The 26103-nt window shown below is 73.4% G+C and carries 25 protein-coding genes; 6 read left to right on the forward strand and 19 right to left on the reverse strand.

Annotated features, from left to right (window positions below; all coding sequences use genetic code 11):
* Positions 1 to 63: 63 nt before the first annotated feature.
* Genes ACFWE1_RS06815 through ACFWE1_RS06835 form a run of 5 tightly spaced genes read right to left on the reverse strand, consistent with a single transcriptional unit; the run spans position 64 to position 5512 of the window.
* Positions 64 to 945, reverse strand: a complete 882-nt coding sequence (locus ACFWE1_RS06815) for a 1-phosphofructokinase family hexose kinase (RefSeq protein WP_376932716.1) — start codon at positions 943 to 945, stop codon at positions 64 to 66.
* A complete protein-coding gene (locus tag ACFWE1_RS06820) occupies positions 942 to 1439 on the reverse strand; it encodes a hypothetical protein (RefSeq protein ID WP_376932717.1) in 498 nt (165 codons plus the stop codon). The genes ACFWE1_RS06815 and ACFWE1_RS06820 overlap by 4 nt, the downstream gene beginning before the upstream one ends.
* Positions 1439 to 3280, reverse strand: coding sequence for an IlvD/Edd family dehydratase (locus ACFWE1_RS06825; RefSeq protein ID WP_376932718.1), 1842 nt, complete (start codon positions 3278 to 3280; stop codon positions 1439 to 1441). The genes ACFWE1_RS06820 and ACFWE1_RS06825 overlap by 1 nt, the downstream gene beginning before the upstream one ends.
* Positions 3277 to 4644 carry a hypothetical protein gene (locus ACFWE1_RS06830; RefSeq protein ID WP_376932719.1) on the reverse strand — a complete coding sequence of 456 codons (1368 nt, stop codon included), beginning with the start codon at positions 4642 to 4644 and terminating at the stop codon, positions 3277 to 3279. The genes ACFWE1_RS06825 and ACFWE1_RS06830 overlap by 4 nt, the downstream gene beginning before the upstream one ends.
* Before the next feature lie 28 nt (positions 4645 to 4672).
* Positions 4673 to 5512 carry a fumarylacetoacetate hydrolase family protein gene (locus tag ACFWE1_RS06835; RefSeq protein WP_230763614.1) on the reverse strand — a complete coding sequence of 280 codons (840 nt, stop codon included), beginning with the start codon at positions 5510 to 5512 and terminating at the stop codon, positions 4673 to 4675.
* An 80-nt stretch (positions 5513 to 5592) separates the two neighbouring features.
* On the opposite strand from ACFWE1_RS06835, the gene ACFWE1_RS06840 reads away from it, so the two are divergent.
* A complete protein-coding gene (locus ACFWE1_RS06840) occupies positions 5593 to 6270 on the forward strand; it encodes a hypothetical protein (RefSeq protein ID WP_376932720.1) in 678 nt (225 codons plus the stop codon).
* Between the two features lie 52 nt (positions 6271 to 6322).
* Here ACFWE1_RS06840 and ACFWE1_RS06845 read toward each other — a convergent pair whose 3' ends face one another.
* Genes ACFWE1_RS06845 through ACFWE1_RS06880 form a run of 8 tightly spaced genes read right to left on the reverse strand, consistent with a single transcriptional unit; the run spans position 6323 to position 13143 of the window.
* Positions 6323 to 7003: a polysaccharide deacetylase family protein gene (locus tag ACFWE1_RS06845; RefSeq protein ID WP_376932721.1), complete on the reverse strand. Its 681-nt coding sequence runs from the start codon at positions 7001 to 7003 to the stop codon at positions 6323 to 6325.
* Positions 7000 to 7377: a hypothetical protein gene (locus ACFWE1_RS06850; RefSeq protein WP_376932722.1), complete on the reverse strand. Its 378-nt coding sequence runs from the start codon at positions 7375 to 7377 to the stop codon at positions 7000 to 7002. Before ACFWE1_RS06850 ends, ACFWE1_RS06845 begins: the two co-directional genes overlap by 4 nt.
* A gap of 8 nt (positions 7378 to 7385) precedes the next feature.
* Entirely contained in the window at positions 7386 to 8225 is an 840-nt protein-coding gene (locus tag ACFWE1_RS06855; protein WP_376932723.1) for a class II fructose-bisphosphate aldolase, read from the reverse strand.
* Complete coding sequence (locus ACFWE1_RS06860; RefSeq protein ID WP_189083305.1) at positions 8219 to 8998, reverse strand: DeoR/GlpR family DNA-binding transcription regulator; 780 nt, start codon at positions 8996 to 8998, stop codon at positions 8219 to 8221. Before ACFWE1_RS06860 ends, ACFWE1_RS06855 begins: the two co-directional genes overlap by 7 nt.
* The gene (locus ACFWE1_RS06865; protein WP_376932724.1) at positions 8982 to 9989 is read right to left on the reverse strand and encodes a D-2-hydroxyacid dehydrogenase; all 1008 of its coding nucleotides are present in this window, start codon (positions 9987 to 9989) and stop codon (positions 8982 to 8984) included. The genes ACFWE1_RS06860 and ACFWE1_RS06865 overlap by 17 nt, the downstream gene beginning before the upstream one ends.
* Entirely contained in the window at positions 9986 to 10894 is a 909-nt protein-coding gene (locus ACFWE1_RS06870) for a carbohydrate ABC transporter permease (protein WP_230763602.1), read from the reverse strand. Before ACFWE1_RS06870 ends, ACFWE1_RS06865 begins: the two co-directional genes overlap by 4 nt.
* A 9-nt stretch (positions 10895 to 10903) precedes the next feature.
* A complete protein-coding gene (locus tag ACFWE1_RS06875; protein ID WP_189083303.1) occupies positions 10904 to 11845 on the reverse strand; it encodes a carbohydrate ABC transporter permease in 942 nt (313 codons plus the stop codon).
* Positions 11845 to 13143, reverse strand: coding sequence for an ABC transporter substrate-binding protein (locus tag ACFWE1_RS06880; RefSeq protein ID WP_376932725.1), 1299 nt, complete (start codon positions 13141 to 13143; stop codon positions 11845 to 11847). The genes ACFWE1_RS06875 and ACFWE1_RS06880 overlap by 1 nt, the downstream gene beginning before the upstream one ends.
* A gap of 232 nt (positions 13144 to 13375) precedes the next feature.
* Here ACFWE1_RS06880 and ACFWE1_RS06885 point away from each other — a divergent pair, with 232 nt between their 5' ends.
* The 5 genes from ACFWE1_RS06885 (at position 13376) to ACFWE1_RS06905 (ending at position 16935) form a co-directional block, all read left to right on the forward strand.
* The gene (locus ACFWE1_RS06885; protein WP_189083301.1) at positions 13376 to 14284 is read left to right on the forward strand and encodes an SIS domain-containing protein; all 909 of its coding nucleotides are present in this window, start codon (positions 13376 to 13378) and stop codon (positions 14282 to 14284) included.
* Positions 14284 to 14631: a hypothetical protein gene (locus ACFWE1_RS06890; RefSeq protein WP_376932726.1), complete on the forward strand. Its 348-nt coding sequence runs from the start codon at positions 14284 to 14286 to the stop codon at positions 14629 to 14631. The genes ACFWE1_RS06885 and ACFWE1_RS06890 overlap by 1 nt, the downstream gene beginning before the upstream one ends.
* The gene (locus tag ACFWE1_RS06895; protein ID WP_376932727.1) at positions 14613 to 15599 is read left to right on the forward strand and encodes a carbohydrate kinase family protein; all 987 of its coding nucleotides are present in this window, start codon (positions 14613 to 14615) and stop codon (positions 15597 to 15599) included. Before ACFWE1_RS06890 ends, ACFWE1_RS06895 begins: the two co-directional genes overlap by 19 nt.
* Positions 15600 to 15661: 62 nt before the next feature.
* A complete protein-coding gene (locus tag ACFWE1_RS06900) occupies positions 15662 to 16504 on the forward strand; it encodes an alpha/beta fold hydrolase (protein ID WP_376932728.1) in 843 nt (280 codons plus the stop codon).
* A complete protein-coding gene (locus tag ACFWE1_RS06905; protein ID WP_376932729.1) occupies positions 16501 to 16935 on the forward strand; it encodes a GbsR/MarR family transcriptional regulator in 435 nt (144 codons plus the stop codon). Before ACFWE1_RS06900 ends, ACFWE1_RS06905 begins: the two co-directional genes overlap by 4 nt.
* Positions 16936 to 16971: 36 nt before the next feature.
* Here ACFWE1_RS06905 and ACFWE1_RS06910 read toward each other — a convergent pair whose 3' ends face one another.
* The 6 genes from ACFWE1_RS06910 to ACFWE1_RS06935 all read right to left on the reverse strand — a co-directional run bounded on the left by ACFWE1_RS06910 (position 16972) and on the right by ACFWE1_RS06935 (position 26102).
* Positions 16972 to 18180: a sensor histidine kinase gene (locus ACFWE1_RS06910; RefSeq protein WP_376932730.1), complete on the reverse strand. Its 1209-nt coding sequence runs from the start codon at positions 18178 to 18180 to the stop codon at positions 16972 to 16974.
* A complete protein-coding gene (locus ACFWE1_RS06915) occupies positions 18177 to 18851 on the reverse strand; it encodes a response regulator (RefSeq protein ID WP_376932731.1) in 675 nt (224 codons plus the stop codon). The genes ACFWE1_RS06910 and ACFWE1_RS06915 overlap by 4 nt, the downstream gene beginning before the upstream one ends.
* Before the next feature lie 86 nt (positions 18852 to 18937).
* Positions 18938 to 22321 (reverse strand): fibronectin type III domain-containing protein, encoded by a 3384-nt coding sequence (locus ACFWE1_RS06920; RefSeq protein ID WP_376932732.1) that lies wholly within the window; start codon positions 22319 to 22321, stop codon positions 18938 to 18940.
* Positions 22322 to 22531: 210 nt separating this feature from the next.
* Positions 22532 to 23866, reverse strand: a complete 1335-nt coding sequence (locus ACFWE1_RS06925; RefSeq protein ID WP_376932733.1) for a cryptochrome/photolyase family protein — start codon at positions 23864 to 23866, stop codon at positions 22532 to 22534.
* Positions 23863 to 25347, reverse strand: a complete 1485-nt coding sequence (locus ACFWE1_RS06930; protein WP_376933076.1) for an SDR family oxidoreductase — start codon at positions 25345 to 25347, stop codon at positions 23863 to 23865. The genes ACFWE1_RS06925 and ACFWE1_RS06930 overlap by 4 nt, the downstream gene beginning before the upstream one ends.
* On the reverse strand, positions 25344 to 26102 hold the full coding sequence (locus tag ACFWE1_RS06935; protein WP_376932734.1) for an LLM class flavin-dependent oxidoreductase: 759 nt from the start codon (positions 26100 to 26102) through the stop codon (positions 25344 to 25346). Before ACFWE1_RS06935 ends, ACFWE1_RS06930 begins: the two co-directional genes overlap by 4 nt.
* Position 26103 lies beyond the last annotated feature (1 nt).

The following is a 26103-nucleotide window of genomic DNA, read 5'->3' on the forward strand; positions in this document are numbered from 1 at the left end:
GCCACACCTTCCGACTTGCCCGACTTTCATCAAAGTCGGGCAAGTCGGAAGGTGGGACGCGAGTCAGCCGAGCCGGCCCTGTCCGGGCACCGCGGCGTTCCGCTCCGCGGCATCGCGGGCGGCCTCCAGCGCGGCCTCGGGGCCGTGGCCCGCGTCGAGCGCCGCGAGCAGCGCGCCGAAGAACGCGTCGCCGCTGCCCGCCGGGAACCGGCCGGCGGCCCGGGGCGCAGCGACCGCGAACCCGACCCCGCCGAGCAGCGCCGCGGCACCGCGCACGCCGTCCGTGACGACGGAGTCCGTGCCGAAGCGCTCGGCGAGCGCCGCGCAGGCCGCCGCCGCGTCCGGCGGCGCCACGCCGAGCAGTTCGGCGGCCTCGCCGAGGTTCACCTTCACGAGGTCCGCGATCCCGGCGAGCGCCGCGAGCGGCGCACCCGAGCTGTCGACGCCGAGGCGGGCGCCCGACGCGGCCCGCACCTCGCGCAGCAGCTCCCCCAGCTCGTCGAGCGCGATCCCGGCGGGCACCGAGCCGGACAGGGCGAGCCAGCGCGGTGCGGCGTCGGCCGCCTCGGCCCGGATCGCCTCGGCGAGCGCACGCCACTCTCCCTCGACCAGCGGCGCGGATGCCTCGTACAGATCCGTGCTCGTCGGTCGATCGCCGTCCTCGACGATCGCGAGACAGCTGCGGGTCTCGCCGGAGACCTCGACGAGCCGGGCCCCGACGCCCTCCTCGGCGAGCAGCACGGCGACCCGTCTCCCCGTCGCGCCGCCGAGGGGAGCGACGAGACGCGCCGTGCCGCCCAGGGCCATCGCGACGCGGGCGGCGTTCAGCGCCTTGCCGCCGGGCACCGCGGTGACCCGGCGCGGCCGGGTGACGCCCCCGCGTTCGAGGCGGTCGACCTCGTACGTGAGGTCGAGGCTCGGCGACGCCGCCAGGAACAGGATCACGGCCGATCCGCCCAGGGTCGCACCGCGCCGAGCGTGCGACCGGCGCCGTCGCGGAGCACGGCGAGCGCGGCGTCGGAGATCTCCTCCGGGGTATGCCAGCGGGCGCCGCCGGCGCCGGGCGCCCAGCCGAGCTGCAGCGTCCACGGACCGGGCTCCGGCGCGGGCGCGCCGGGCTCCTCGGGCGACGGGGCGGCCTCGGCGCTCGTGCGCACGAGTACCACCGGGCCGTCGACCGCGGCGCGCAGCACCGGCAGCGAGGCATCCGTCACCGCGGGGGCGTAGACGACGGCGCGCGCCCAGCGCCGCGCCCCGAGCGCCCGGCGGAGGGCCGCGGCATCCCGCGCGTCCACCGCGATCGCCTCGACGCCGGACGGCATCGGCCGCACCCGGCCGACGCCCGTCACGGGCGCGCCGTCGTCGGCCGCCGCGAGCTGCGCGGCGGCCGGGGCCAGGATGCCTGAGGCGCCGACGACGAGCACGCCCGCGTCCGTCATCAGAACGCCTGCGGACCGACCGCGGCGCCGGAGCGCCCCTGCAGGAAGTCGAGGTCGAGCCCCTCGTCGGCTTGGGTGACGTGCTCGATGTAGAGGCGGGTCCAGCCGCGCTCGCTGCCCGGCACCGTCGGCGGCTGCCAGTCCGCCCGGCGGGCCTCGAGCTCCTCGTCGGAGACGTGCACGTGCAGCGAACGCCCGGCCACGTCGAGGGTGATCGTGTCGCCCGTGCGCACGAAGGCGAGCGGTCCGCCCGCGGCGGCCTCGGGCACGACGTGCAGCACGACGGTGCCGTACGAGGTGCCGCTCATCCGCGCGTCGGAGATGCGCACCATGTCGGTGACGCCCGCCTCGAGGATCTTCCGCGGCAGGGCGAGGTTGCCGACCTCCGGCATGCCCGGGTACCCCTTCGGCCCGACGTTGCGCACGACGAGGATGTCGTCGGGCGCGACGTCGAGCTCGGGGTCCTCTGCGTCGGCGAGGTAGGCCTGCAGCGTGTCCCAGACCAGCGCGCGCCCGGTGTGCTGCATCAGCCGCGGGTCGGCGGCCGACTGCTTGATGACCGCGCCGCGGGGAGCCAGGTTGCCGCGCAGCACGGCGATGCCGGAGCCGACGGGCTTGACCGGGTGATCGAGGGGGCGGATCACCTCCCGGTTGAAGACCTCCGCGCCGGCGTAGTTCTCGCCGAGCGTCGCGCCGGTGACGGTGAGCGCGTCGCGGTGCAGCAGCTCGCCGAGCGTTTCGGCGAAGCCCGCCGTGCCGCCGGCGTACTCGAAGTCCTCCATGAGGAAGCGCCCGCTCGGCATGAGGTCGGCGAGCACCGGCACGTCCCGCACGAGCGTGTCGAAGTCGTCGAGGGTGAGCTCGACCCCGACCCGGCGGGCGAGCGCGAGCAGGTGGATGACGGCGTTCGTCGAGCCGCCGAGCGCGGCGTTCGCGCGAACTCCGTTCTCGAAGGCCCGTCTGGTGAGGATCTTCGAGGGCCGCAGGTCCTCGGCGACCATCTCGACGATGCGCCGGCCGGCCAGGTGCGCGGCGGCCTGCCGCCGCGAGTCGTTCGCGGGCAGCGAGGCCGTGCCCGGAAGCTGCATCCCCATGAACTCCGAGACGCAGGCCATCGTCGAAGCGGTGCCCATGGTCTGGCAGTGCCCCTGGCTGCGGGCCATGCAGCCCTCGGCCTCGGTGATCGCGGTGTCGTCGATGAGCCCGGCCCGGTGCGCCTCGGTGAACTTCCACACCGAGGTGCCGGAGCCGATGTCGGTGCCGCGATGCTTGCCGTTCAGCATGGCGCCGCCGGTGATGAGCAGGGCCGGCAGGTCGACGGAGGCGGCGCCCATGAGGTAGGCCGGGGTGGTCTTGTCGCAGCCCGCGAGCAGCACGACGCCGTCGAGGGGGTTCGAGCGCAGCGTCTCCTCGAGGTCCATGGCCATGAGGTTGCGCAGGAGCATCGCCGTCGGGCGCACGATCGGCTCCCCCGCCGAGGTCGTGGGGAACTCGAACGGCACGCCGCCGGCCTGCCAGATGCCGCGCTTCACGTATTCGGCGAGGCCGCGCAGGTGCAGATTGCAGCTCGTGAGCTCGCTCCAGGAGTTCGCGATGCCGATGATCGGCCGGCCGCGGAAGCTGTCGTCGGGCAGCCCCTCGCTGCGCAGCCACGAGCGGTGCATGAACCCGGTCTTGCCCTCGGCGCCGAACCACTGCTGGCTGCGCAGCCCTTCGCCCCACTCGTGGGTGGGCACACCGCCGCGCGCGGCGAAGGCGGTCTCGTCCGCGGCGCCGGCCGCCTCGGCGGCGGCGAGCTCGGCGGCCTCGCGCTCCTCCTTGCCGAGGTTGCGGGCGGTCATGCGAACCTCGGCAGGTGCGCGGCCTGGGCCTCGATGAGCTCGTCGGCGAGGGCCGCGGCGCGGTCGGCGTCGGTCACCGCGCCGTCGGCGATCATCGCCTCGACGACGAGGCCGCGGTCGCCGGAGAGGGCGGCCTCGACCGCGAGGTCGACGGAGCTGAGCCGGCGGGCGAGGATCGCGGTGAGCGGCCGGCCGAGGTCGGGCACCGAGACGGGGCGGATGCCTCGCGCCGTCGCGACGCCGGGGATCTCGACGGCCGACCACTCGGGCAGGCCTGGCACCATGCCTCGGTTCACGACGTTGCAGCTGAACATCTCGCGGCGGTCGAAGGTGATCGAGCGGATGATCGCAATGAGCTGCTCCTGCTCGCCGCCCGAGCGTTCGAAGATCGACTGGTCGAGCGGCTCCTCGCCGAGCGCCTGGCGCTTCATGCCCTGGTAGCGGTTCTCGCCCCACTCCAGGATCTCCGGCAGGCTGAACGCGTCGATGCCGAGCTGCTTGCCGTAGTAGTCGCCCGAGGCGAAGCGCTCGGGGAAGAACTCGACGACGTGCCGGTCGCCCGCGGCGGCGAAGGCCCCGTAGCGCTCGAACAGCTCCCAGGCGAACGGGTTGTGCCAGGCGGTCGGCGTCTCGTAGAAGATGTTGCCGATGTCGGCCGGGTCGGGCGCCTCGGCGAGCTCGCGGCGCACCCGCTCGCGGATCAGCGGCCAGGCGTCGCGGCCGTTCCAGCGGAAGTCGTAGATGAAGGTGAGGTGGTTGATGCCGGCGTAGAGCGTCGACGTCTCCTCGAAGGGGGCGTCGATGAGCTGGGCGAGCTCGCGCTGGATGTGGTGCATGCCGTGGCAGAGCCCGACGACGTCGAGGCCGGTCTGCTGGTGGATGGCCTGCACGTTCGCGGTCATCGGGTTCGAGTAGTTGAAGAAGAACGCCTCGGGCGCGAGCTCGGCGATGTCGCGCGCGATGTCGACGAGCACCGGGGTGGTGCGGAGCAGCCGCGAGATGCCGCCCGGCATGATCGAGTCGCCGACCGGCTGGAAGACGCCGTGCTTCTGCACGATCTCGTGGTCGAGCTGCCAGGCGGGCCGGCCGCCGACGCCGACGCAGGTGACGATGAAGTCGGCGCCGGGCAGCACCTGCCGCCGCTCGGTGGAGCGGACCACGCGGATCGTCTCGCCCACCCCGCGCGCCGCGACCATCGACTCGGCGAGGTCGGCGGCGACGTCGAGCGCGACCGGGTCGACGTCGACGAGGCGGATCTCCCACGCGCCGAGGTCCTCGGCGCCGATGAGGTCGGCCAGCAGGCCGCGGGTGAACACGGCGGATCCTGCGCCGATCAGGACGAGTACTCGACGGTCGATGCTCATGGTGCTCCTTCGCAGTCCTTCCAGGGTGCTACGCGGCGAGCCGCGAGCGGTAGACGAAGCGGTTGCGCAGTTCGCCGATGCCCTCGACGCCGGCGGTGACGACCTGCCCGTGCTGGAGGTAGCGCGGCGGGGTGCGGAAGCCGCCCGCCCCGGCGGGGGTGCCGGTGAGGATGAGGTCACCGGGCTCGAGCGTGACGCCGTCGCTGACGAAGGCGAGGATGGTCGGCACGTCGAAGATCATCTCGGCGGTGTCGTCCTCCTGCAGGAGCTCGCCGTCGACCTCGGCGTAGATGCGGTGGCCGCCGGGCTCGCCGAATTCGTCGGGCGTGACGAGCCAGGGCCCGAGCGGGGTGAAGGTGTCGAAGGACTTGCCGCGGGTCCACTGCACGTCGCCGAACTGCACGTCGCGCGCCGAGACGTCGTTCGCGACGGTGTAGGCGGCGACGTCGGCGAGCGTCGCCGGGGTCGCGCCGCCGCAGCGGCGGCCGATGAGGAGGGTGAGCTCGGCCTCGAAGTCGACGCCCTGGGTGAGGTGGTCGGGCACGATCACATCGCTCGCCGGGCCGGTGAGCGACGTCGCGTACTTCGCGAAAGTGAGCGGGCGCTCGGGCTGGGCGAGCCCGGTCTCGGCGGTGTGGTCGACGTAGTTCAGGCCGACGGCGATGAGCTTGCCGGCGTCGGCGACCGGGGCGAGGAACTCGAGGCCCTCGACGTCGAGTTCGGCCCAGTCGGCGGTGTCGCCGGCGGCTGCGGCGGCGATGGCCTGGAGGGCGTCGTCGGCGTGCCCGGCGGGGGCGACGCGCGTCGAGCGCTCGTCACGCACGACGAGGCGGGGCTGTCCGTCGACGAGGACGCGGGCGATTCTCATTGCTCTCCTTCGGGATGACGTTGCGCCCATCGTGTCACAAATAGGCACATATGAGCAAGAATAAGCAGATGCATTCAGAAATGACCGAGATCGTCGGGGCACATCGCGCCACCGCCGGGCCCGCTTCCATCGCGCAGGGCGTGTACGGCGCCCGGGGAAACCTCGAACTCCTCGCCTGCGACGCGGTGGACGGGCTCTGGGTGTTCTGGTTCAACGCGGACCACGACGACGACCCGCTGCAGACCCCCGAGGTGCCGCCCGGCCGCTGGAGCGCGGGCCTGCACTTCGCCGCGGGTGCGCGCTACGTCGACGCCCAGATCGTGCAGTCGCCGCTCGGCCCGAACCACCTGGAGGTGCTCGCCCTCGACGCCGAGGGGGGCCTGCAGAGCTGGTACTGGTCGCCCGAGGCCGCCTTCACCCGGCGCGGGACGGATGCCGCGGGCGACGTCGCCCGCTTCCGCCTCGGCGAGCCGGACGACGAGGGGGCGCTCCGGTCGACGACCCTCGGCGGCGACGGCCGTATCCGGGGGTTCGCATCCGCCCCGCTCCCCTACCCGGAGCGCAGCTGGCACCCCGCGAGTGCGGGACCGGCGCTCGACGACGAGCGCGCCGTGCACCGGCTCGGGGAACTCGGGGTCCTGCAGCGGGTCGCGCCCGGCACCGCGCGCTCGGCGGGCTCGACCCGGCGCGGCGGCACCGTCGAGCTGGTCTGGCGCGAGCACGACGGCCTGCTGCGCCACCGCGGCGTGCCGGTCTGACCGAGCGGGCGCCGCACGAGGGGCCGGCCACCGGCCCGGCCCCTCGCTCCCGCTAGTTGATGCGGTGGATCATCGTGTTGGCGAACTGGTAGCGGTAGCCGGCATCCCGCACCGCCTGATCGTGGCGCAGGCTCTGCCCGTACGACGAGCCGTGCAGCCAGACGAACGCCGGCGCCTCCTGCCCGGTGACCGCCTCCAGCTGGCGCTTCGACTCGACGACCTCGCGTTCGAGGTCGGCGTCGGAGAAGACGCCGTCGAAGCCCTCGTGGTGCGCCGTGTGCGGGAAGACGACGTGCCGCTTCGAGATCTCGGCCACCTCGTCCCAGTTCATCGCGATGCGGCCGCCCTTCGTGTCCTCCTCGACGAGCGAGATCCAGTGCGCCCGGGCGAAGGCCTCCTGGTGCTCCGGATCGCAATCGACGAAGGAGGTGGCGATCGGGAACCAGCCGGTGAGGCCGAGCTCGTCGCAGAGCGGGGCCGCGACCGTCACCGAGTTGCGGTAGCCCTCGTAGAAGACGGGGATGACGCCCGGCTTGTCCTTGTGCCAGGTGCCGGTCTCGAACAGCCGGTCGAGGTCGTCGAGGGTCACCGGGGCGTAGTCGCGGGCGAAGCCGGCGAGCTCGCTCGCGAGCTCCGCGCGGGCCCCGCGCGGGGTGGAGTGGTAGTTCACGACGCGGATGAAGTGGCCGCGCTGCAGCTGCTCGCGCTGGGCGTCGAACGAGGGCCTGGTCATGCGTGGGGTCCTTCCGTGGCGGACGCGGCGTCCGTGATCGGCGCCGCACCGGGCGCGAAGTGGGTGTAGGCGAGCACCTGCATCGCGGTGATGACGGCGCCCTCGTCGTCGGCGCGCGCCCACGGCACGAGCTCGGCCGAGTAGCGGTCGAAGACCTCGGCGAAGGCGCGGCCCTCGGCGAGCTGGGCCGGGGTCGCCGCCTCGGGGATGCTGCCGCGCTCGTCGGCGAGGCCGAGCACCATGGGGATGCCCTCGCGCTCGAGCCGGCGGTCGTGGCAGGCCCGCATGAGGCCGAGGATGTCGCCGGCCGCGAGGAGCTCGGCCGCGCTCGGCTCGTCCTCGTGGGCGCTCGGCCCGGACACGGTTGCTGACATGGGTGGTCCTAACTCTGGGGATCGATGGGGGAGGAGACGACGGCGAGCAGCTGGGCGACCCGCTCGGCGATCGCCTCGCGGGCCGCGGCGAGCGCCGCCCGCGGGTCGGTGCTGGAGCCGAGCGTCGCGCGGAGGGCATCGGAATAGGCGGCCGACAGCTGCGTGCCGACGTTGACCTTGCGGATGCCGGCGGCCACCGCCGAGCGGATGCCCGCGTCGGCGACGCCGGAGGAGCCGTGCAGCACGAGCGGCACCGGCACGGCCGCCGCGAGCCGGGCGATGAGCGCGTCGTCGGGGCGGGCCGTGCGGTCGGTCATCGCGTGCGAGGTGCCGACCGCGACCGCGAGGCCGTCGACACCGGTCGCGGCGACGAAGGCGGCGGCCTCGGCGGGGTCGGTGCGGACGCCCGGGGCGTGCGCACCGTCCTTGCCGCCGATCTCGCCGAGCTCGGCCTCGACCCAGAGCCCGGCGGCGCGGCCGAACTCGGCCACCCGGGCGGTCTCCGCGACGTTCTGCTCATAGGGCAGCCGGGAGGCGTCGAACATGGCCGAGCCGAAGCCGAGCTCTGCGCACTCGCGCACGAGCGCCTCCGACTCGCAGTGGTCGAGGTGCAGGGCCACCGGCACCTCGGCGTCCTCGGCGAGCCGGCGGCAGGCCGCCGCGATCGGCGCGAGGCCGCCGTGGAAGCGCACCGCGTTGTGGCTCACCGAGAGCAGCACGGGCAGCCCCGCGCGCTCGGCGCCGGCGACGATGCCCTCGGCGTACTCGAGGGTGATGACGTTGAAGGCCGCGATCGAGGACAGGCTCGCGCCCAGCCCCGCGACCAGGCGGGAGGTCGGGGTCAGCATGTCTCGACGGTCACCCCGGCTTCGCGCAGACGCTCCAGCACCTCGGCATCCGCGCCGTCGTCGACGATGAGACGCGAGATGCCGCTCGTCGGCACGAGCTTCGCGGGCCCCCGCTTCGCGAGCTTCGAGTGGTCGGCGAGCACCGTGAGCCGCACCGCCGAGGAGGCGAGGGAGCGGTCGGTCTGCGTCTCCGAGAGGTTCGTGCCCGTCACGCCCATCTCCGGGTCGACGCCGAACGCGCCGGTGAACGCCTGGTCGATGCCGAACTCGTCGAGGCCAGAGATCGTGAGGTGGCCGAGCAGGCTCATCTCCTGCCGCCGCAGCAGCCCGCCGAGCACGATGATGTCGATGTCGGGGAACTGTGCGAGCCGGCTCACCACCGTCAGGCTGTTCGTGAGCACGGTGAGCCCGGGCACGGACCCGAGGAACGGCAGCATGGCCTCGGTCGTGGTGCCGCCCGTGATGAGCACCGTGGAGTTCGGCTGCACGTGCGCGGCCGCGGCCCGGCCGATGCGCTGCTTCTCCTCCGCGTAGGCGGTCTCGCGGAGCGGCCGGAGCGGCTCCACGTCGTCCTCGACCTGCGCAGCGCCGCCGTGGACGCGCTCGATGAGTCCGCGGTCCTGGAGCTCATTCAGGTCGCGCCGCACCGTGGAGGTGCTGACGCCGAGCAGCTTCGCCATCTCGTTGACGGAGCCCGCGCCGTAGGTGCGGATGTAGTTGAGCAGCTCGCGCTGTCGCTTCGGCCCGATCAGGGGCTCAGTAACCGGCTGCACGGTCCACCTCATTCACCAGCGGCCGTCGCTCGGCCAGTCGAGTCACGTTCTCGACCACGAGATCGAGCGTTTGTGCATGGTACTGCGGCGCGAGTCCCGCGACGTGCGGTGTGATCAGCGCGCCGGGTTCCGACCACCAGAGCGAGTCGGGGCCGAGCGGCTCCTCGTCGAAGACGTCGAGCGCGACGCCGGCGATGCGCCCGGCACGCAGGCCCGCGAGCAGCGCGGTCTCGTCGACGATGCCGCCGCGGGCGATGTTCACGACGTAGGCCCCCTCCGGCAGCAGCGCGAGCTCGCGCTCGCCGATCAGTCCGCGGGTCTCCTCGGTGAGGGGCACGACGACGACCAGGAAGTCGCTCTGCGCGAGCACCTCGTCGAGCCGGCCGATCGGGAACAGCTCGGCCGGATCGTCGGCGGCGGCGCGGCGCCCGGTGTCGAACTTCTCGCCGCCCTGCTGCCGCGCGCCCGAACGGCTGACGCCGAGCACCCGCATGCCGAGCACCTCCGCGAGGCGCGAGATCTCGCGTCCGATGCGGCCGTAGCCGACGATGCCGACCGTAGCCCCGGCCAGCTGCCGCGGCGTCAACGTCGCGAGCCGCTCGGCGTTCGACGGCCAGCTGCGCTCGGCGCGATGCCGTTCGATGCGAGGCATCCGGTGCGCGAGCTCGAGGATCGTCATCGTCGCGTACTCCGCCATCGGCACCGGCGCGATGCCGCCGAGCGTCGCGATCGGCACGCCGCTCGCCCAGAGCGGGGTGTCGCGCACGTGATCGACGCCCGAGGTGTCGAGCTGAACGCCGCGCAGCGCCGGCACGGCGGCGGGCTCGGGGAACCAGTCGCCCGTGTGCAGCAGTTCGATGCGGCCGAGCGTCTCGGCCGGCACCTCGGCGCCGGTCTCGGCCCGCACGATCTCGATGCCGGGCACGCGCCGGGCGAGCTCGTCGAACCAGTGGTCCGGCAACGGCAGCGTGCAGAGATAGCTGATGGTCACTTGATTCCACTCCTCGCGAAGCCCTGGACGAAGTATCGCTGGAAGAACACGAACAGCAGCACCATCGGCAGCACCGCGATGAGCGAGAGCGCCATGATCGCGTTGTAGTCCGGCGAGGTCTGGTTCTTCAGGTACAGCAGACCGATCGGCAGGGTGAACAGCTCGTTGTCCTTCAGCGCGATGAGCGGCCAGGCGAAGTCGTTCCAGCTGCCGAGCAGGGTGAGCAGCGTCAGCACCGCGATGAGCGGCTTGCAGAGCGGCAGCACCACCTGCAGGAAGATGCGCAGCTGGCCGGCGCCGTCGATCCGGGCCGCCTCGATCACCTCGTCGGGGATGGAGAGGAAGAACTGCCTGGCGAGGAAGATCCCGAAGGCGGCGGCCGCGCCGGGCAGGATGACGCCCCAGTAGGTGCCGTAGATGCCGAGGCCGGAGACGAGCTTGAACTGCGCCACCATGATCGCCTGCACGGGGATCATCATGGTCGCGAGCCCGAGCAGGAAGATGCCGTTGCGACCGCGGAAGCGGAGCCGGGCGAAGGCGTAGCCGGCGAGCAGGTTCACGATGACCGTCAGTGCGGTGACGAAGGCGCCGATCACGACCGAGTTGCCGAACCAGTCGAGCACCGGCACCCGGTCGAACACCTTCGCGAAGTTCTCGAGCGTCAGCGTGCTCGGCCAGAGCCGCAGGCCAGGCTCGAAGACCTCGCCGCGCGGCGAGAAGGCCACGACGAGCATCCAGTACAGGGGGAAGACGACGATCAGGGCGACGAGCGCGACGAGGATCGTGCGCCACACGATGCCCTTGCGTTCGCTCGAGTATCGGCGGCGGCGCTGCACGCGGGCGGCGCCGCGCGGGCCGAGCAGTTCGGCGTCGGCGATTTCGAGCACCGAGGTGGTCTGTGCCACGATGCGCTCCTATTCCACGAGGTCTCGGGTGCGGTTCGTCTTCCACTGGATGAAGGTGAAGACGAGGGTGATGAGCAGGATGACGATGCCGATCGCGGCGCCGTAGCCCTGCTCGCGGATCTGGAAGCCGTTCCGGTACGCGTAGGTGACGAGCACCGAGGTCGCGTTGCCGGGGCCGCCGCCGGTCATCACGAAGATGAGGTCGAAGACCTGGAACGAGGCGATGACGTTCATGATCAGCAGGAAGAAGGTGGAGGGGCCGACGAGCGGCACCGTCACCGATCGGAACTGCTGCCACTTGCTCGCCCCGTCGATGCGGGCGGCCTCGTAGAGCTCGGGCGAGATGGACTGGAGTCCGGCCAGGTAGATGATCATGTTGAAGCCGAGCCGCAGCCAGATCGCGGCGATCACGACGGAGACCATCGCCGGGGTGCCCTGCGACTGCCAGCCGATGGCGTCGAGCCCGAGCGCCTGCAGCACCTTGTTCACGAGGCCGTTCGACTCGTAGAAGAGGATGACCGCGATCATGCCCGATGCGACGCCCGAGATCACCATGGGCAGCACGATGATCGTGCGGAAGAGGCCCCGCGCCGGGATCACCGAGTTCAGCAGCACGGCGAGGCCGAGCCCGCCGGCGAGCTCGATCGGCACGGTCGCGACCGTGAAGACGAGCGTGTTCGCGAGGCTCTGCCAGAACACCGGGTCGGCGAGCAGCTTCGCGTAGTTCGCGGCGCCGACCCACTCGGGATCGCCGAAGCCCTTCGTCTCCTGGAAGGAGAGGATGAGCGCCCAGACGATCGGGATGAAGAGGAAGAGCGACATCAGCACGAGGTTCGGCGCGACGAACCCCCAGCCGACGAGCGACTCCTTGAACCGGGCGGCGCGACGCGCCGCCCGCGGCCGGGGCGACGCGCTCGCGCGCTCCCGGCCACGGGCGGTCAGAGCGGTCATTACTTCGCCGCCTCCTCGATCGCGGCCGAGAGGTTCGCGAGCGTGTCCGCCGTCGACTGGCCGCCGATGAAGGCCGCCTCGAGCTGGTCCTGCAGGGCGGTGTTGATGGCCGCCATGGCCGGGGAGGTGAGCTGCTTCACGTCGCCCGGCTCGATCGTCGCGGCCTGGTCGACGAAGACCGGCATGACGTCGGGGCGGATCTTGAACTGCACGGCGTCGCCCTCGAGGTCGAGGCGGGTCGGCAGCTCGTTCGTGTTGGCGCAGAACTCCGACATGGCGTCGGCCGAGACCATGAACTTCAGGAACTCGGCGGCGAGCTCGGGGTTCTTCGTGCCCTTCGTCGCGACGAGGGCGTTGCCGCCGAGGTCGGTCGCGCCGCGCTCGTCGCGGGGCATCGGGATGGCCGTCCAGTCGAACTTCGCGAGGCTGTCGATGTCCGGCACGAGGAAGGAGCCGACGAAGGCCATCGCCGCGGTGCCCTCGGTGAAGAGCGAGTCCGCGTAGACGGTGCCCTTGGTCGAGCTCGTCGGCGGCACCCACTGCTGCTCGAAGAAGCTCTTCGTGAAGTCGAGCGCCTTGGCCCCCTCGGGCGAGTCGATCGTGGCGGTGTCGCCGTCGAGGAAGGTGCCGTCGGCCTGGAAGAGCCAGCTCAGCCAGCGCGGCGCGCCGCCCAGCTGCCAGTTGTAGACGAAGGGGTACTTGTCGGCGGGCAGCGCGGAGCGCAGCTCGCCGGCGACCGCCGCGAACTCCTCCCAGGTCCAGGCGTCGTCCTGCGTGGTCGGCAGCGAGGCCGGGTCGATGCCGGCGTCCTTCACCATCTGCGTGTTCACGAGCAGGGCGGAGACGTCGGTCTGGTGCGGCACGCCGTAGGGCACGCCCTCGTAGGAGACGGCCTCCCACATCGCCGGGGTGAACTCGGCGATCTCGTCGTCGCTGAACGAGTCGCTGAGGTCGAGGAGCTGGTCCTGGCTCGAGTAGACGCCGAGGTTGCCGTAGTCGACGCGGAAGATGTCCGGGGCGTCGCCGGAGGCGAGCTGCGCGTCGATGTTGGAGAACATCTGGTCGTAGGGCACGACGTTCAGCTTGATGTCGGTGCCCTCGTGCTCGGCCTCGAACTGGGCGATGAGGTCCTTGAACGTGGTCTCCTCGGACTCGCTGCCCCAGGTGGTGAAGGTCAGCGTCTGATCGCCGCCGCCACCGGAGCCGCCTCCGCCGAAGCCCGCGCATCCGGACAGCACCAGGGTGCTCGCGGCCACCAGGCCGACTGCGCCGAAGAGGCGCCCTGAGCTCAGTTTCACGCTTCGATCTCCTTCGTTGTGATCGGATGCCTCGTCGATGCGGCATCCCGGCGCAGCTTCAATGCTGGCCCATCTGTGATCGGACGCGGCCTCGATGCTGCGCTGCGTCTCTCGGTCCTGGCAGTATTCAACAATAGCCTCAATTCGTCAATAGCTTTCATTCTTTGCTCATTTCTGATTGACTTTGCTCGAATTGCCGCGACCGACGGCGACGAACCAGGAAGCACGCGAGATGAACGAACCCATCGCCGAGCCGGCCGCGATCACCCGGGCGGAACTCACGAGCCAGCCCGAGATGTGGGCCCGCGCCATCGAACTCGACCCGCAGCACCGGGCCCTGCTGCCCGGGCCCGACGAGAAGGTCCTCGTCGTCGGCTGCGGCACCTCGTACTACGTCGGCGATGCCTACGCCTACCTCCGCAACGACGCGGGGCTGCCCCGCACCCGCGCCGCGATCCCCAGCGAGCTCCCCTGGATCGAGGACGACGAGCACCTCGTCGTGATCTCCCGCTCAGGCACCACGGCCGACGTCGTCGAGTTCGTCGAGCGCTACCGCGACACCCACACGATCACCGCGATCCTCGGCGACACCGACACCCCGCTCGGGCGCCTCTGCGCCGACCGCACCGTGCACCTCGGCTTCGCCGACGAGCAGTCGATCGTGCAGACGCGCTTCGCGACCACCGGGCTCACCGCCCTGCGCGCCTCGATCGGGCTCGCCGACGAGCAGCTCGTCGCCGACGGCCGCGCCGCCCTCGCCGCCGAGCTGCCGATGGCGCCGGCCGACATCGAGCACATCGTCTTCCTCGGCCACCGCTGGAGCGTCGGGATCGCGCAGGAGGCCGCCCTCAAGGTGCGCGAGTCGGCCGGCTTCTGGACCGAGGCGTACTCGATGTGGGAGTACCAGCACGGACCCATCTCCTGCGCCGGCCCGAACACCCTCGTCTGGTTCCTCGGCGAGGCCCCGGAGGTCATCGTCGACGACGTGCGCGCGACGGGCGCCACGAGCTACGTGAACGGCCTCGACCCGCAGGGGAACCTGCCGCTCGTGCACCGGCTCGCGGTCGAGCTCGCGACGCTGCGCGGGCGCAACCCCGACACGCCCCCGTTCCTCAACCGCTCGGTCCTGGTCACCGACTGATGCCCGTCGTCACCGTCGCGAGCCGCGAGCACCCGCGGCTGCGCGAGCTGCTCCTCGCGGTCGCCGACGCGGTCGCCGGGGCGCTCGGGCTCGGCGCCGGCCAGGTGATCGCGCTCGCGACCCCCGCGCCGCTGTCCGTCACGAGCGGCGATGCGGCCTCCGCGGCGGAGGCATCCGAACCCCGCCCGAGCGGCGGCTGGGCCGTCGTCACCGTGCACGGCTCCGACCGTGGCGAGCCGGCGACGACGCGCGCCTGCGACGCGGCGGCCCGGGCTGCCGCAGACTGGAGCCGGAGCGCCGGCGTCGAGTTCGAAGGAGTGTGGTGCGAATGGCAGCGGCCGAGGTGACCGGAGGGCGGCTGCTCGTCGTCGGCGAACTGTGCGTCGACCTCATCATCGACGTCGACGGCGAGCTGCGCTTCGGCCAGCACGAGCAGCTCGTCCGCGCGACGACGCTCACCATGGGCAGCTCCTCGGCGATCACCGCGTGCGGCGCGGCCTCGCTCGGCATCCCGACCGCCCTGCTCAGCGTGCGCGGCGACGACGCCTTCGGCCGCTTCCTCGACGAGGAGCTCGACCGGCGCGGCGTGACGACCGATCGCGTCCGCGTGGACCCGAGCCTGCCGACCGGCGCTTCGACGCACCTCACCCGGCCCGACGGCGACCGGGCGATCCTCACCTCGATGGGCTCGATCGGCACGGTCGCCGCCGAGGAGGTCGACGACGAGCTGCTCGCCGGCGTCGGCCACCTGCACGTCGGCAGCTATTTCCTGCAGCACGCGCTGCACCCGGGGGCCTCGGCGCTGTTCGCCCGCGCCCGCGCGCTCGGCGTGCCGACCTCGGTCGACGGCAACTTCGACCCCGCCGAGGAGTGGGACTCGGGCATCCTCGCGCTCCTCGCGCACTGCGACGTGTACTTCGGCAACGCCGAGGAGCTCTGCGGCATCACCCGCCGCGACCGCTTCGACGACGCCGTCGAGGCCGTGCTCGACGTCATGCCGGCGGGCGGGGTCGTCATCGGCAAGCTCGGCGCAGAGGGCGCGGTCGCCGCGCGCCGTCGCGACGGCGCGACCGAACGGATCGTCGCCTCGACGCCCGCCGTCGACGGTCCGCTCGTCGATACGGTCGGTGCGGGCGACACCCTCGCCGCGGGCTACCTCGCCGCGCGGCTCCGCGGCCTCCCGCCCGAGCCCGCCCTCGCCCTCGCGGTCGCCTGCGGCACCGCGTCCACGCGGGGCGCGGGCGGGGTCGGCGCGCAACCCGACTTCGCGACGGCGAGCGCGCTCGCCGAACGGGTGGCGGTCACCCGCTCCTAGCCACGACGTGCCCGACGTTCATGAAGGTCGGGCACGTCGGAATCGTGGGCTATATTCAGAGAATGGTGAAGATAACGGGATCGCTCGTCCGCCCGGGCGCCGAGCTGGGCTACGAGCTCGCCGAGGGCGACGGCTCGCATCGCGCGGCCGTCGTGCTCACCCACGGCGCCGGCGTGGACCGCGGCATGTACGACGCCCAGTTCGCCGCGCTCTCGGCGGCCGGGCACCGCACCGTGCGCTGGGACCTCCGCGGGCACGGCGCATCCCGGCTCGACGCCGGCACCCGTTTCACCGCCGCCGACGCCCTCGACGACCTCGCCGCACTCATCGACGCGCTCGGGCTCGACCGCCCCGCGCTCGTCGGGCACTCGCTCGGCGGCAACCTCTCGCAGGCCTTCGTGCGCGCGCACCCCGAGAGCGCCGCCGGGCTCGTCGTGCTCGACGCCACCTGGAACGCCGGGCCACTGAGCGCCGGCGAGCGATTCGCCCTGCGGCTCGCGGCGCCGATGCTCGGCCTCGTCCCCGCCGGGCGACTGCCCGGCCTGATGGCGCGGGCGTCCGCGGTCACTCCGGAGGCGATCGCCCGCACCGAGGCGATGTTCGCGCGGATGCCGAAGGCGATGTTCCTCGACGTCTGGCGTGCGACCGTCTCGCTCGTCTCCCCCGACCCCGGCTTCCGCAGCCCGGTGCCGCTCGCGCTCGTGCGCGGCGCCGAGGACCGCACCGGCAACATCGCCACCGCGATGCCCCGCTGGGCCGCCGCAGAGGGCGTCGCCGAGCACGTCGTGCCCGGCGCCGGGCACCTCGTCACGCTCGACGCGCCCGACGCGGTGAACGAGCTCCTGCTCCAGCTGCTGGGAGGATGGCACGGCCGGCCGCCGAGCGCAGGAGGGACCGCCGCATGACCGATGCCGAGGAGCAGCGCTTCATCGACGTGATGGGCGAGACGCTCGCCTCGTGGCAGCTCGCCCGGGCCACCGGCCGCGTCTACGGCTACCTGCTGCTGCGGGCCGAGCCCTCCTCCTCGGAGCAGCTGCGCGAAGCGCTCGGCCTCAGCGCCGGCGCCGTGAGCCAGGCCACCCGCGAGCTCGCCGCCTGGGGGCTCGCCCGCACGATCCCCCAGCCGGGCAGCCGCCGCCTCCTGGTCGAGGCCGCGGGCGGCTTCGAACAGCTCCTCGCCGCGAGCCACGAGCGGTCCCGGGCGTTCATCCGCGCCCTCGAGGCGGCGGAACCGCTCACCGACGACGCGCACGCCGCCGAACGCCTGCGGGCGGTCACCGGCCTCTTCAGCGCCTACGTCGACGCCGGGGAGCAGATGCTGCGCTCCCGCCGTTGACGCAGACGGTGCGCCGACGCATCCGCCTCCCCGCGATCAGCGCGAGGACGCCGCGACCTCGACCTCGAGGCGCGCGCCGCCGAGCGACGACGGCGCGAGCTCGACGCGGCCGCCGCGCAGTCCGAGCCGTTCGGAGGTGCGGGCGAGCCCGTTCCAGCGCGGCGAGTCGGGCAGGCCGACGCCGTCGTCCTCGACCGTCGCGCGCACGCGCGGCGCGGCAGCACCATCGACGTCGCTGACGCCGACCGCCACCCGGATCGTCGTCGCCGCACCGTGCCGGAGGGCGTTCGTGATGCCCTCCTCGACGCCGCGGACGACGGCGATGCGCTGCGCGACGGCGTCGTCGCCACGGTCGAGCGCGAGGTCCGCCTCGGGGTCGACCTCGGCGGTGATGTCGATCTCCGCGGGCACCCGTCGCACGAGCGCCCGGATGGCGTGCTCGAGACTGACGTCGACGCCGACCGGGTAGAGCAGGTTGCTGAGCTCGCGCACGTCGTGCTCCCGCATCCGCTCGAGATCGCGGCGCAGCCCGGCGAGCTGCGCGAGGGCGGCCTCGCTCCACCCCTCCTCGACCCCGCGGCGCTGGATCGCGTCGATCGCGGCCTGGCTCAGCACCAGCCGCCCCTGCAGCGTGCCGTGCAGGCCGTCGGCCACCTCGCGGCGCACCCGCATCTCCTCCGCGGCCAGTTCGGCGAGCGCCGTCGACGCCCGCAGCCGGTGCTCGGCCTCGGCACGCTCGTGCTCGCGCAGCCGCACGCGCGTGCGCACCTGCGCGAGCGCGAGGCCCAGTGCGACCACGATGACGACGGCGACCGAGCACACCTCGACGAGGCTGACGTCGAGCTCGGGGGCGACGTAGATGCCGAGCAGCAGCTGCAGCCCGTGCCGGGCCAGGGCGACCGGCAGGGCGATCGCGAGCACCGCGCCCGCCGCGGCGAGGGGCTTCCGCTCCTCGAGCCGCACGAAGGCGGCGAGCAGCAGCGCGATCGCGACGGTGACGAGGTTCGTCATCAGCCGGTCGGGCAGCTGCGGGGCCTCGGCGATCAGTTCGGAGGTGGCGACCCGCTCCGGGCGGTAGATGAAGATGGTCTGCAGCGTCGAGCCGATCGCGAACGCGGTGAGCAGCACGCCCGCGGTGAACAGCAGCACCCGCCGGTCGTCGGCGCGGTCGCGCACCTCCAGCGCGCTGATCGCGGCCGTCGGCGTCGCGGCCGTCGGCGCAGCACCGCGGGCGCGTTGGCTCATGCTCCGGCCCCGCCCGGGGCGCCGTCGCGTACGAGGTGCAGGGCCGCGGCGACGCGGCTGTTCAGGTCGCCGTCGTCGCGCACGCCGAGCGTCGAGTAGACGGCGTTCAGCAGGTTGTCGACGGAGTGGTTCGAGATGCCCATGTCGCGGGCGATGGCCGCGTTCGACAGCCCCTCGGCGAGCAGGCGCAGCGCGTGCAGCTGCCGCGGGGTGAGCGCGGCGAGCGCGCTGCCGCGGCGCGGGCGCAGGCGGCCCAGGAGCTCCGGGTCGAGCATGCTCGCGCCCCTCGCGCTCACCCGCAGGGCGCGCAGCAGCGTCTCCCGGGAGGTGGACGAGACCTTCGAGAGGTAGCTCCAGCCGGCGCGCTCGCGGTCGGGCAGGGCGAGCAGCAGCTCCATCACGTCGTGGCTGGACAGCAGCACGACGCCGAGCCCGGGGCGGGCGCGCCGCAGCTCGCGGCCGAACTGGAAGCCGTTGCCGTCGGGCAGCTCGATGTCGAGCAGCATCACATCGATGTCGGCGTCCGTCGCGAGGGCCCGCGCCTCGGCGATGGTGCCGGCCGCGGCGACGAGCTCGAGGCCGGGCTCGGAGCGCACGAGGTCGCTCAGCAGGGAACGGAACAGCGCCTGGTCCTCGAGGAGGACGACTCGGATGGCTGGTTCGGCGCTCATGACTCGTCGAGAGTCTAGCGGGGCGGGGCATGGCGATCGGGGCGGAGGATGCACCTCCGCCCCGATCGCCAAGACGGGTGGTCGGCTCAGAGCTGCGCGCGACCCTCGCCTCGGCGCCTTCGGGTGATGACGCTGATCCAGATGCCGGCGAGCAGGAGCAGGAGCGCCCCGCCGCCGGTGAGTGCGACGGTCGCCATCGACACGTCCCGGCCGGTGGTGGCGAGGTCGTCCGCCGACACCACGGTGATCCCGGTCACGATGCTGCGGACGCCGCCGTCCGGCGCGAGGCCGTTGATCTGCAGCGTTTCGGCGCCGAGGCGCAGCCCCTTCGGCAGGGTCAGCGTCGCGGTGAACGAGCCGTCGGCGTCGGCCGTGATCTCGCCGAGTCCGAGCTCCGCGCCCAGCAGCCAGAAGTCGAGCACGCTGCCGCCCTGGAAGCCGTCGCCGCTGATCCGCAGCGAGCCGCCCGCGGGCACCGCGAGGGTGCCGTTCACGAGGGCCACGGGCTTGCCGTCGGGCCCGACCGCCTGCACGCGCACCTCGAAGCCGTCGCCCGAGATCACGAAGGCGTCGCCGTCGGTGCTCGTCGTGACGGGCTCGTCGACCCCGCTCAGGGTCGAGGCGGCCTTGCCCGCGGCGAGCTTCGGCAGCGCGCCCGAGGCGGTGCGGATGGGCTGCAGCACCGGGGTGGCGGTCTGCACCGGGGATGCCTCGCCGGGCCCGGCCTCGGTGACGGCGCGCACCGACACCTGGCGGGGCACGCCGTTGCCGAGCCCCTCGATGACGATCGGGCTCGTCGTCGTGCCGGCGGAGATCCAGGTCTTGCCGCCGTCGATCGAGTACTCGTAGTCGCTGATCGGCGAGCCGCCGTCGTTCGCGGGCGGGGTGAACGCGACCGTGAGGGTGCGGTTGCCCGGGGTGATCGAGCCGATCGTCACGGCGTCGGCGGCGCGGCGGGGCGTGGCCGAGGCATCCGCCGCCGGTCCGCTGCCGGCCTCGTTCAGGGCCGAGACCCGGAACGCGACCGGGGTGCCGTTCGCGAGCCCCGTGACGGTGGTGCTCGTCGCGGTGCTGCCGGTGTCGGCCACGACCGTCGTCCAGGTCGTGCCGCCGTCGAGCGACTGCTCGACGCGGTAGCCGGTGACGGGTGCGCCGCCGGTGTCGGCCGGGGCCGTCCAGCTGAGCGCGACGCGGGCGTCATCGGGCGTCGCCACGAGCGGAGCGGGGGCGCCGGGCGTGGTGCGCGGGGTCGTCAGCGCCGTCTCGGCGTGCACGCCGGTGCCGGCCGCGTTGATCGCCGAGACGCGGAACGCGACCGGCTGGCCGTTGCGCAGGCCGGTGGCCGTGTAGCTCGTGGCCGGGGTCGGCGCGAGCAGGGCGGACGGGCGCAGGGCCTGGCCGCGCAGCAGCGTCGGCAGCGGGGTGCCGGTGTCGGCGACGATCGTCGCCCAGGTGCGGCCGCCGTCGATGGACTGCTCGATGCGGTAGCCGGTGACGGGCGTCCAGCCGTCGGCCACGGGCGCGGTCCAGCCGAGCTCGACGGTGGTGTCGCCGGGCGTCGCGGTGACCGGGGTCGGCGCGGCCGGCTTCGTGTAGGGGACGGCCTCGTTGCTGATCGCCGCCCACGGGCCCTGCCCGTTGGCGTTCAGGCCGGCGACGCGGAACACGTGCGGCGTGCCCGCAGTCAGGCCGAGCACGGTGGTGCTCGTCGCGGCGGAGCCGGTGTCGTCGGTCGCGGTCGTCCACGACTCGCCGCCGTCGGTCGACCACTCCACGGCGTAGCCGGTGATCGCGGCGCCGCCCTCCCAGACCGGGGCGGTCCAGCTGACGACGGCGCGCTCGAAGCCGGCGACGGCGCTCGTGGCGGTGCCCGCGCCGGGGCCGGTCGCAGCGACCTCGAGGGTGACGGTGAGCGCCTGGCGTGCGGTCTTGGCGGGGTGCGGGCCGCCCGGCGAGCGGTCCTCGGCCGAGATCTCGAACTCGAAGCTCTCGCTGTCGTCGCGCTGGCGGGCGTCGGCGGCCGCGGCATCCGGCACGAAGGCGTACGCGCCGGTCGCGCCGTCGAGGTAGAGCGTGCCGTAGCTGCCGCGCTTGCGCTGCGTGTAGGCGACGCCGTCGATCGTCGTGGTGGTCGGCTCGCCGCCGACGATGGCGCTCGTGATGGGGCTGTCGGGGTCGGTGGCGTCGAGCGTGCCGGTGGTCGTGGGGTAGCTCTGCGCGCCGTCCTGGTTGATGAGCGTGATCGGGGCGACCGGCCCGAACGAGGGGTCGTCGTCGACGGCGGTGATCGCGATCGCGACGCTGCCGGCCGCGGAGACCTGGCCGTCGGCGTCGGCGGCGGTGATCGCGATCGTGCGGCTGGCCGCGGGGTCGTCCGAGGCGTTGTGGTACTGCAGCTTGTCGCTGATCGAGGCGGCGACCGCGTCGGTGACCTTCGTGCCGAAGACGCGCACGTTGTCGATGAGCAGGGTCGCGCCCGCGGCCCGGCCGCAGGTCTTGTCCTGGGTGCCGCCGACGAACACGAAGCGGTACTCGCCCGAGGCCGGGATCACCGTCTCCTTGGTGACGAAGGCGTTGACCTCGTTGCCGCCGGTGGCGTCGAGCACCGGGGTCTGCGCGCCGGTCGCGGTGTTCAGGATGTAGCCGTAGACGTGGAAGTTGTCCGAGCCCTGGAACGCGCGCCAGTCGAAGGAGATCTTGTCGTTCGCCGCGGCCTCGAAGGGGTTGCTGTACACGGCCGGGCCGTGCACGACGTCGCAGCCCTCGGCCGTCTGCATATCGCTCGTGAGTTCGAGGCTCGTGGCGCCGTGGCTCGCGTCCACGGTGCTGAGTCGCACGGTGTAGCTCGCCGACACGGGTGCCGCGTCGTCGTCGAGCGGGGCGTTGGCCCCGCCCGAGAGGCCCGCGTAGGTGCTCTGGTCGATGCTGCGGACGCCGGCGATCGTGGTGACGCCGAGGTCGACGCGGTCCTCGATGACGGTCCAGCCGCCGATGCTGTCGTCGTCCTCGAAGCTGGGGTTGTCGAAGGGGCTCGCGAACACGATGCGCAGCGCGCCGTTCGCGCCGGCACGGTCGGATGCCACGGCGCCGATCAGGTCCGCGCCGGTGCCGTTGCCGAGGTAGACGCTCGTGCCGACGATGCTGACGACCCCGGGCGTCGTGTCGGCCGTCTCCGCGGTGAGCAGCGAGAGGGTCTCGTCGGCGGTGCCGCCGTCGACGGCGAAGTCGAGGTAGCCGCCGCCGTAGGCCGAGCCGCCCGCGAAGCTGACCTGCTCGCCGACGGAGACGGGCGGGGCCTGCTCGATGTAGGCGACGGGCTCGCTCGGGCCCGTGACGCTCGGCGGGGCGGCGAACGCGGCCATCGGCTGCGCGGCGAGCGCGAGCGAGGCGGCGACGCCGCACGCGGCGAATCGGATCAGGTGGCGGGAGCGCGCCGGGCGCGCGGTGGCGGCAGCAGCCTGCGAAGTCATGTAGGGACGCCTTCGGGTCTGGCACCCTGCCTCGGCGGCGCCCCGGTCAGGCCGGGACGTCTGGTGCGCGGACGCGCACAGGCGGCAGGACGCGTTCAGCCTAGGAACGGGCCCCGCGCGGGCCACAGGGAGAAAACTCCTCGCGCGCACCCCCAGCTCGGGTGGATCCGGGCCCCGCGCCGACGCGCTCGCTGCGCCCGCTCCGCTCGCTCAGCTCCCGCGGATGCGGGCGTACGCGGCGAGCGCGCGCTCCCGGGTGAAGGGCAGCTCGACGATCGGCATCCGACCGGCGCTGTCGGGCGCCCAGCGGCCGACGTAGCGGCCATCGGGGTCGAACTTCTTCTCCTGCAGCAGCGGGTTGAAGATGCGGAAGTAGGGCGCGGCGTCGGCCCCGCAGCCCGCCACCCACTGCCAGTTGAACGGGTTGCTCGCCTGGTCGGCGTCGACGAGGGTGTCCCAGAACCAGCGCTCGCCGACGCGCCAGTCGGTGAGCAGGTTCTTCGTGAGGAACGAGGCGGTCACCATGCGGACCCGGTTGTGCATGGCCCCGGTGCGCCAGAGCTCGCGCATGCCGGCGTCGACGAGCGGGAAGCCGGTCTCGCCACGCTGCCACGCGCCGACGAGCTCCGCGTCGGGCTCGGCCCACTCGAAGGCGTCGAAGCGGCGGTCGAGGTTGCGTTCGGCGAGCTCGGGGGCGTGGAAGAGGGTGTGCCAGGCGAACTCGCGCCAGCCGAGCTCGCCGAGGAACGCGGCGGAGGCACGGCCGGGCTCGGTGGCGCGGTGCCACACGGTGCGCGGGCTGAGCTCGCCCCAGCGCAGGTGCGGCGAGAGGTTCGAGGTGGCGTCGATGGCGGGCACGTCGCGGTCGTCGGCGTAGTCGTCGACGCGCTCGTCGAGGAAGGTCTCGAGCCGCTCGAGGGCGGCGGCCTCCCCCGGCTGCCAGGTCTCGGCGAGCCCGCCGGCCCAGTCGGGGCGGGCGGGCAGCAGCGCCCAGTCGTCGAGGCGGTCGGAGCGCACCTCGCCTGCCGCGTCGCGGAGCGATGTCGGTGCGTCGAGCGGCCGCGCGGGCGGCGGTGCGGCGAGGCACGCCCGCCAGAACGGCGAGTAGACGCGGTACGGGCCGCCCTCCTTCGTGGTGATCGTCCACGGCTCGTGCAGCAGGCCGCCCGGCAGGGAGTCGGCGGTGAGCCCGGCGCCGCGCAGCTCGCGTTTCAGCGCGGCATCCACCTCGCGTTCCGCGCCGCCGTAGCGGCGGTTCCAGAGCACGCGGTCGGCGCCCGCCTCGGCGACGACGCGCGGCACCTCCTCGCCGGCCGGGCCGCGGCGCAGCACGAGGGTCGCGCCGAGCTCGGCGAGCGAGGCGGCGAGCGCGGTGAGCGAGTGGTGCAGCCACCAGCGGGCGGCGCCGCCGAGCGGGCGGATGCCGGCGGATGCCTCGTCGAGCACGTACACGCAGACGACGCCGCCCGGGTCGTCGGCGGCGGCCGCCAGCGCGGGGTGATCGGCGATCCGCAGGTCGTCGCGGAACCAGACGACGGTGGTCACGAGCTCGCTCCCGCGTGCTCGCGCGCGCCGGCCTCGGCCTCGGCGGTGATGCGGTTCGCCATGCCGGCGAAGATGATGCCGTGGAAGGGCAGGATGGCCCACCAGTACAGCCGGCCGGCGAGCCCCTTCGGGAAGTACACGGCGCGCTGGTGGTAGCGGGAGCCGCCGCCGGCTGCCTCCTCCGCCGAGAGCTCGAGCCAGGCCCGGCCCGGCACCCGCATCTCGGCGCGCAGCCGCAGCGAACGCCCGCGCTCGAGCGACTCGACCCGCCAGAAGTCGACGACCTCGCCCTCGTGCAGCTCGTGCGGGTCGCGCCGGCCGCGCACGAGGCCGACGCCGCCGACGAGCTTGTCGATCCAGCCGCGCACCGCCCAGGCGAGCGGGAACGAGTACCAGCCGTTCTCGCCGCCGACGCCCTCGATGACGCGCCACAGCTCGGCGGCGGGGGCCGCGCAGGCGCGGGTGCGCTCGTCGGTGTAGACGGTGTGGCCGGCCCAGTCCGGGTCGCTCGGCAGCGGGTCGCTCGGCGCGCCGGGGGCGGCGGCGTTGCGCCAGCTCGTCTCGACCTCGCCCGCGCGCTCGCGTTCGAGGGCGAGGCGCACGGCGGTGCGGTACGGCAGCAGGCCTTCGGCGGGCGGCGGGATGACCTCGTCAATGTCGTGGTCGTGCATGACGCAGTCGTACTGCAGCGACTCGATGATGGGCACGGCGAGCCGGCGGGGGATGGGGGTGACGAGGTTCACCCACTGCCCCGCGAGCCACGGGGTCAGCACGGGTAGCGCGGCGATGGGCCGCTGCGGCAGGCCGGCTTCGACCGCGTAGCCGTTCATGAGCTGCCCGTAGCGCAGCACATCGGGCCCGCCGATGTCGAAGGCGCGGTTCACCTCGGGCGGCGCGTCGAGCGCCCCGATCAGGTAGTGCAGCACGTCGCGCACCGCGATCGGCTGGATGAAGGAGCGCACCCAGCGCGGCGCGGGCATGTAGGGCAGCACCTCGGTGAGGTGGCGGATCATCTCGAAGGAGGTCGAGCCGGAGCCGATCACGACGCCCGCCTGCAGCACGATCGTCGGCACGCCCGAGCGCAGCAGGATCTCGCCGACCTCGGCCCGCGAGCGCAGGTGGCGCGACAGCGGCACGCCCGGCGGGTGCAGGCCGCCGAGGTAGACGATGCGGCGCACGCCGTGCTCGCGCGCGGAGGCGGCGAACTGCTCGGTCATGGCGCGCTCGCTGGCCTCGAAGTCGCCGGGCGCGCCCATGGAGTGCACGAGCCAGTACGCGGCGTCGACGCCGGTCATCGCCTCGTCGACCGCCCGGCGGTCGGTGAGATCGCCCTCGACGAGCTCGACGTCGTCGGCCCAGGGGGCCTCGGCGAGCCGGGAGGGATGCCTCGCGATGAGCCGCACCTCGTGGCCGGCCGCGAGCAGCCTCGGGACCAGGCGTCCCCCGAGGTAGCCGGTCGCGCCGGTCACGAGCACCTTCATGGCGTCGGCAGCCACTCCGCGGTGCGCTCGACGAAGCGTTCGAGCTCGTCGAGGGACCCGCTCGGGGTGATCGCGCGCAGCACGAGCTCGTCGACGTGGCCGTCGTAGGCGGCGAGCCGTTCGGCATCCGCGATGGTCGTGTCGAGGGCGCCGAAGCCGAGCCGGGCGAAGTTCGCCGCGTAGGCGGGGAACGACTGGTAGCGCGCGGACTCCTCTTCGAGCGGCGGTCGGGCGGCGGGCTCGACGATGGTGCGGGCGTAGAGCACGGCGCGCACCTCACGGCCGGCGGCCTGCCGGTGCAGCTCCTCGCGGGCGGCGGCCCCGGCGTCGGGGGTGAGCCAGTTCAGCAGCACGGCGTCGGCCTCGTGCGCGGCGAGCTCGCGCATCTTCGGGCCGAGCGCGCCGACGGCGAGCGAGGCCGAGGTGCGGGCGCGGAGCTCGGCGAGACCGTCGCGCACGAGCCCGAGCGGCTTGTCCGCGCGCCCCGAGCCGATGCCGACGAGGGTGCGTTCGGCGGGCAGGCCGTCGAGGTCGAGGGAGGCCGCGGGCCGGCGGTCGAGCGGGATGACGCCCGTCGCGAGGCCGAGCCCGCTCGTGACCGCGGCCGCTTCGCGGAGACCGGCGAGCGAGTCGCCGCCGGGCACGTCGTTGAGCCAGAGGGCGTGGAAGCCGAGCCGTTCGATGCGCGGCGCGAGGGCCCGCACGTGCTCGGCCGGCGTGGTGCCGATGAGTCCGATCGAGTACGTGGTGGCCATG

The organism is Agromyces sp. NPDC060279, assembly GCF_042726785.1.
Taxonomy (GTDB): Bacteria; Actinomycetota; Actinomycetes; order Actinomycetales; family Microbacteriaceae; genus Agromyces.

What these genes read in the sequence shown, in the direction of transcription:
- ACFWE1_RS06820 (WP_376932717.1), bottom strand. Translation starts at nt 1,439, where the DNA reads ATGACGGACGCGGGCGTGCTCGTCGTCGGCGCCTCAGGCATCCTGGCC.
- ACFWE1_RS06825 (WP_376932718.1), bottom strand. Translation starts at nt 3,280, where the DNA reads ATGACCGCCCGCAACCTCGGCAAGGAGGAGCGCGAGGCCGCCGAGCTC.
- ACFWE1_RS06830 (WP_376932719.1), bottom strand. Translation starts at nt 4,644, where the DNA reads ATGAGCATCGACCGTCGAGTACTCGTCCTGATCGGCGCAGGATCCGCC.
- ACFWE1_RS06835 (WP_230763614.1), bottom strand. Translation starts at nt 5,512, where the DNA reads ATGAGAATCGCCCGCGTCCTCGTCGACGGACAGCCCCGCCTCGTCGTG.
- ACFWE1_RS06840 (WP_376932720.1), top strand. Translation starts at nt 5,593, where the DNA reads ATGACCGAGATCGTCGGGGCACATCGCGCCACCGCCGGGCCCGCTTCC.
- ACFWE1_RS06845 (WP_376932721.1), bottom strand. Translation starts at nt 7,003, where the DNA reads ATGACCAGGCCCTCGTTCGACGCCCAGCGCGAGCAGCTGCAGCGCGGC.
- ACFWE1_RS06850 (WP_376932722.1), bottom strand. Translation starts at nt 7,377, where the DNA reads ATGTCAGCAACCGTGTCCGGGCCGAGCGCCCACGAGGACGAGCCGAGC.
- ACFWE1_RS06855 (WP_376932723.1), bottom strand. Translation starts at nt 8,225, where the DNA reads ATGCTGACCCCGACCTCCCGCCTGGTCGCGGGGCTGGGCGCGAGCCTG.
- ACFWE1_RS06875 (WP_189083303.1), bottom strand. Translation starts at nt 11,845, where the DNA reads ATGACCGCTCTGACCGCCCGTGGCCGGGAGCGCGCGAGCGCGTCGCCC.
- ACFWE1_RS06885 (WP_189083301.1), top strand. Translation starts at nt 13,376, where the DNA reads ATGAACGAACCCATCGCCGAGCCGGCCGCGATCACCCGGGCGGAACTC.
- ACFWE1_RS06890 (WP_376932726.1), top strand. Translation starts at nt 14,284, where the DNA reads ATGCCCGTCGTCACCGTCGCGAGCCGCGAGCACCCGCGGCTGCGCGAG.
- ACFWE1_RS06895 (WP_376932727.1), top strand. Translation starts at nt 14,613, where the DNA reads ATGGCAGCGGCCGAGGTGACCGGAGGGCGGCTGCTCGTCGTCGGCGAA.
- ACFWE1_RS06900 (WP_376932728.1), top strand. Translation starts at nt 15,662, where the DNA reads ATGGTGAAGATAACGGGATCGCTCGTCCGCCCGGGCGCCGAGCTGGGC.
- ACFWE1_RS06905 (WP_376932729.1), top strand. Translation starts at nt 16,501, where the DNA reads ATGACCGATGCCGAGGAGCAGCGCTTCATCGACGTGATGGGCGAGACG.
- ACFWE1_RS06910 (WP_376932730.1), bottom strand. Translation starts at nt 18,180, where the DNA reads ATGAGCCAACGCGCCCGCGGTGCTGCGCCGACGGCCGCGACGCCGACG.
- ACFWE1_RS06915 (WP_376932731.1), bottom strand. Translation starts at nt 18,851, where the DNA reads ATGAGCGCCGAACCAGCCATCCGAGTCGTCCTCCTCGAGGACCAGGCG.
- ACFWE1_RS06920 (WP_376932732.1), bottom strand. Translation starts at nt 22,321, where the DNA reads ATGACTTCGCAGGCTGCTGCCGCCACCGCGCGCCCGGCGCGCTCCCGC.
- ACFWE1_RS06930 (WP_376933076.1), bottom strand. Translation starts at nt 25,347, where the DNA reads ATGAAGGTGCTCGTGACCGGCGCGACCGGCTACCTCGGGGGACGCCTG.
- ACFWE1_RS06935 (WP_376932734.1), bottom strand. Translation starts at nt 26,102, where the DNA reads ATGGCCACCACGTACTCGATCGGACTCATCGGCACCACGCCGGCCGAG.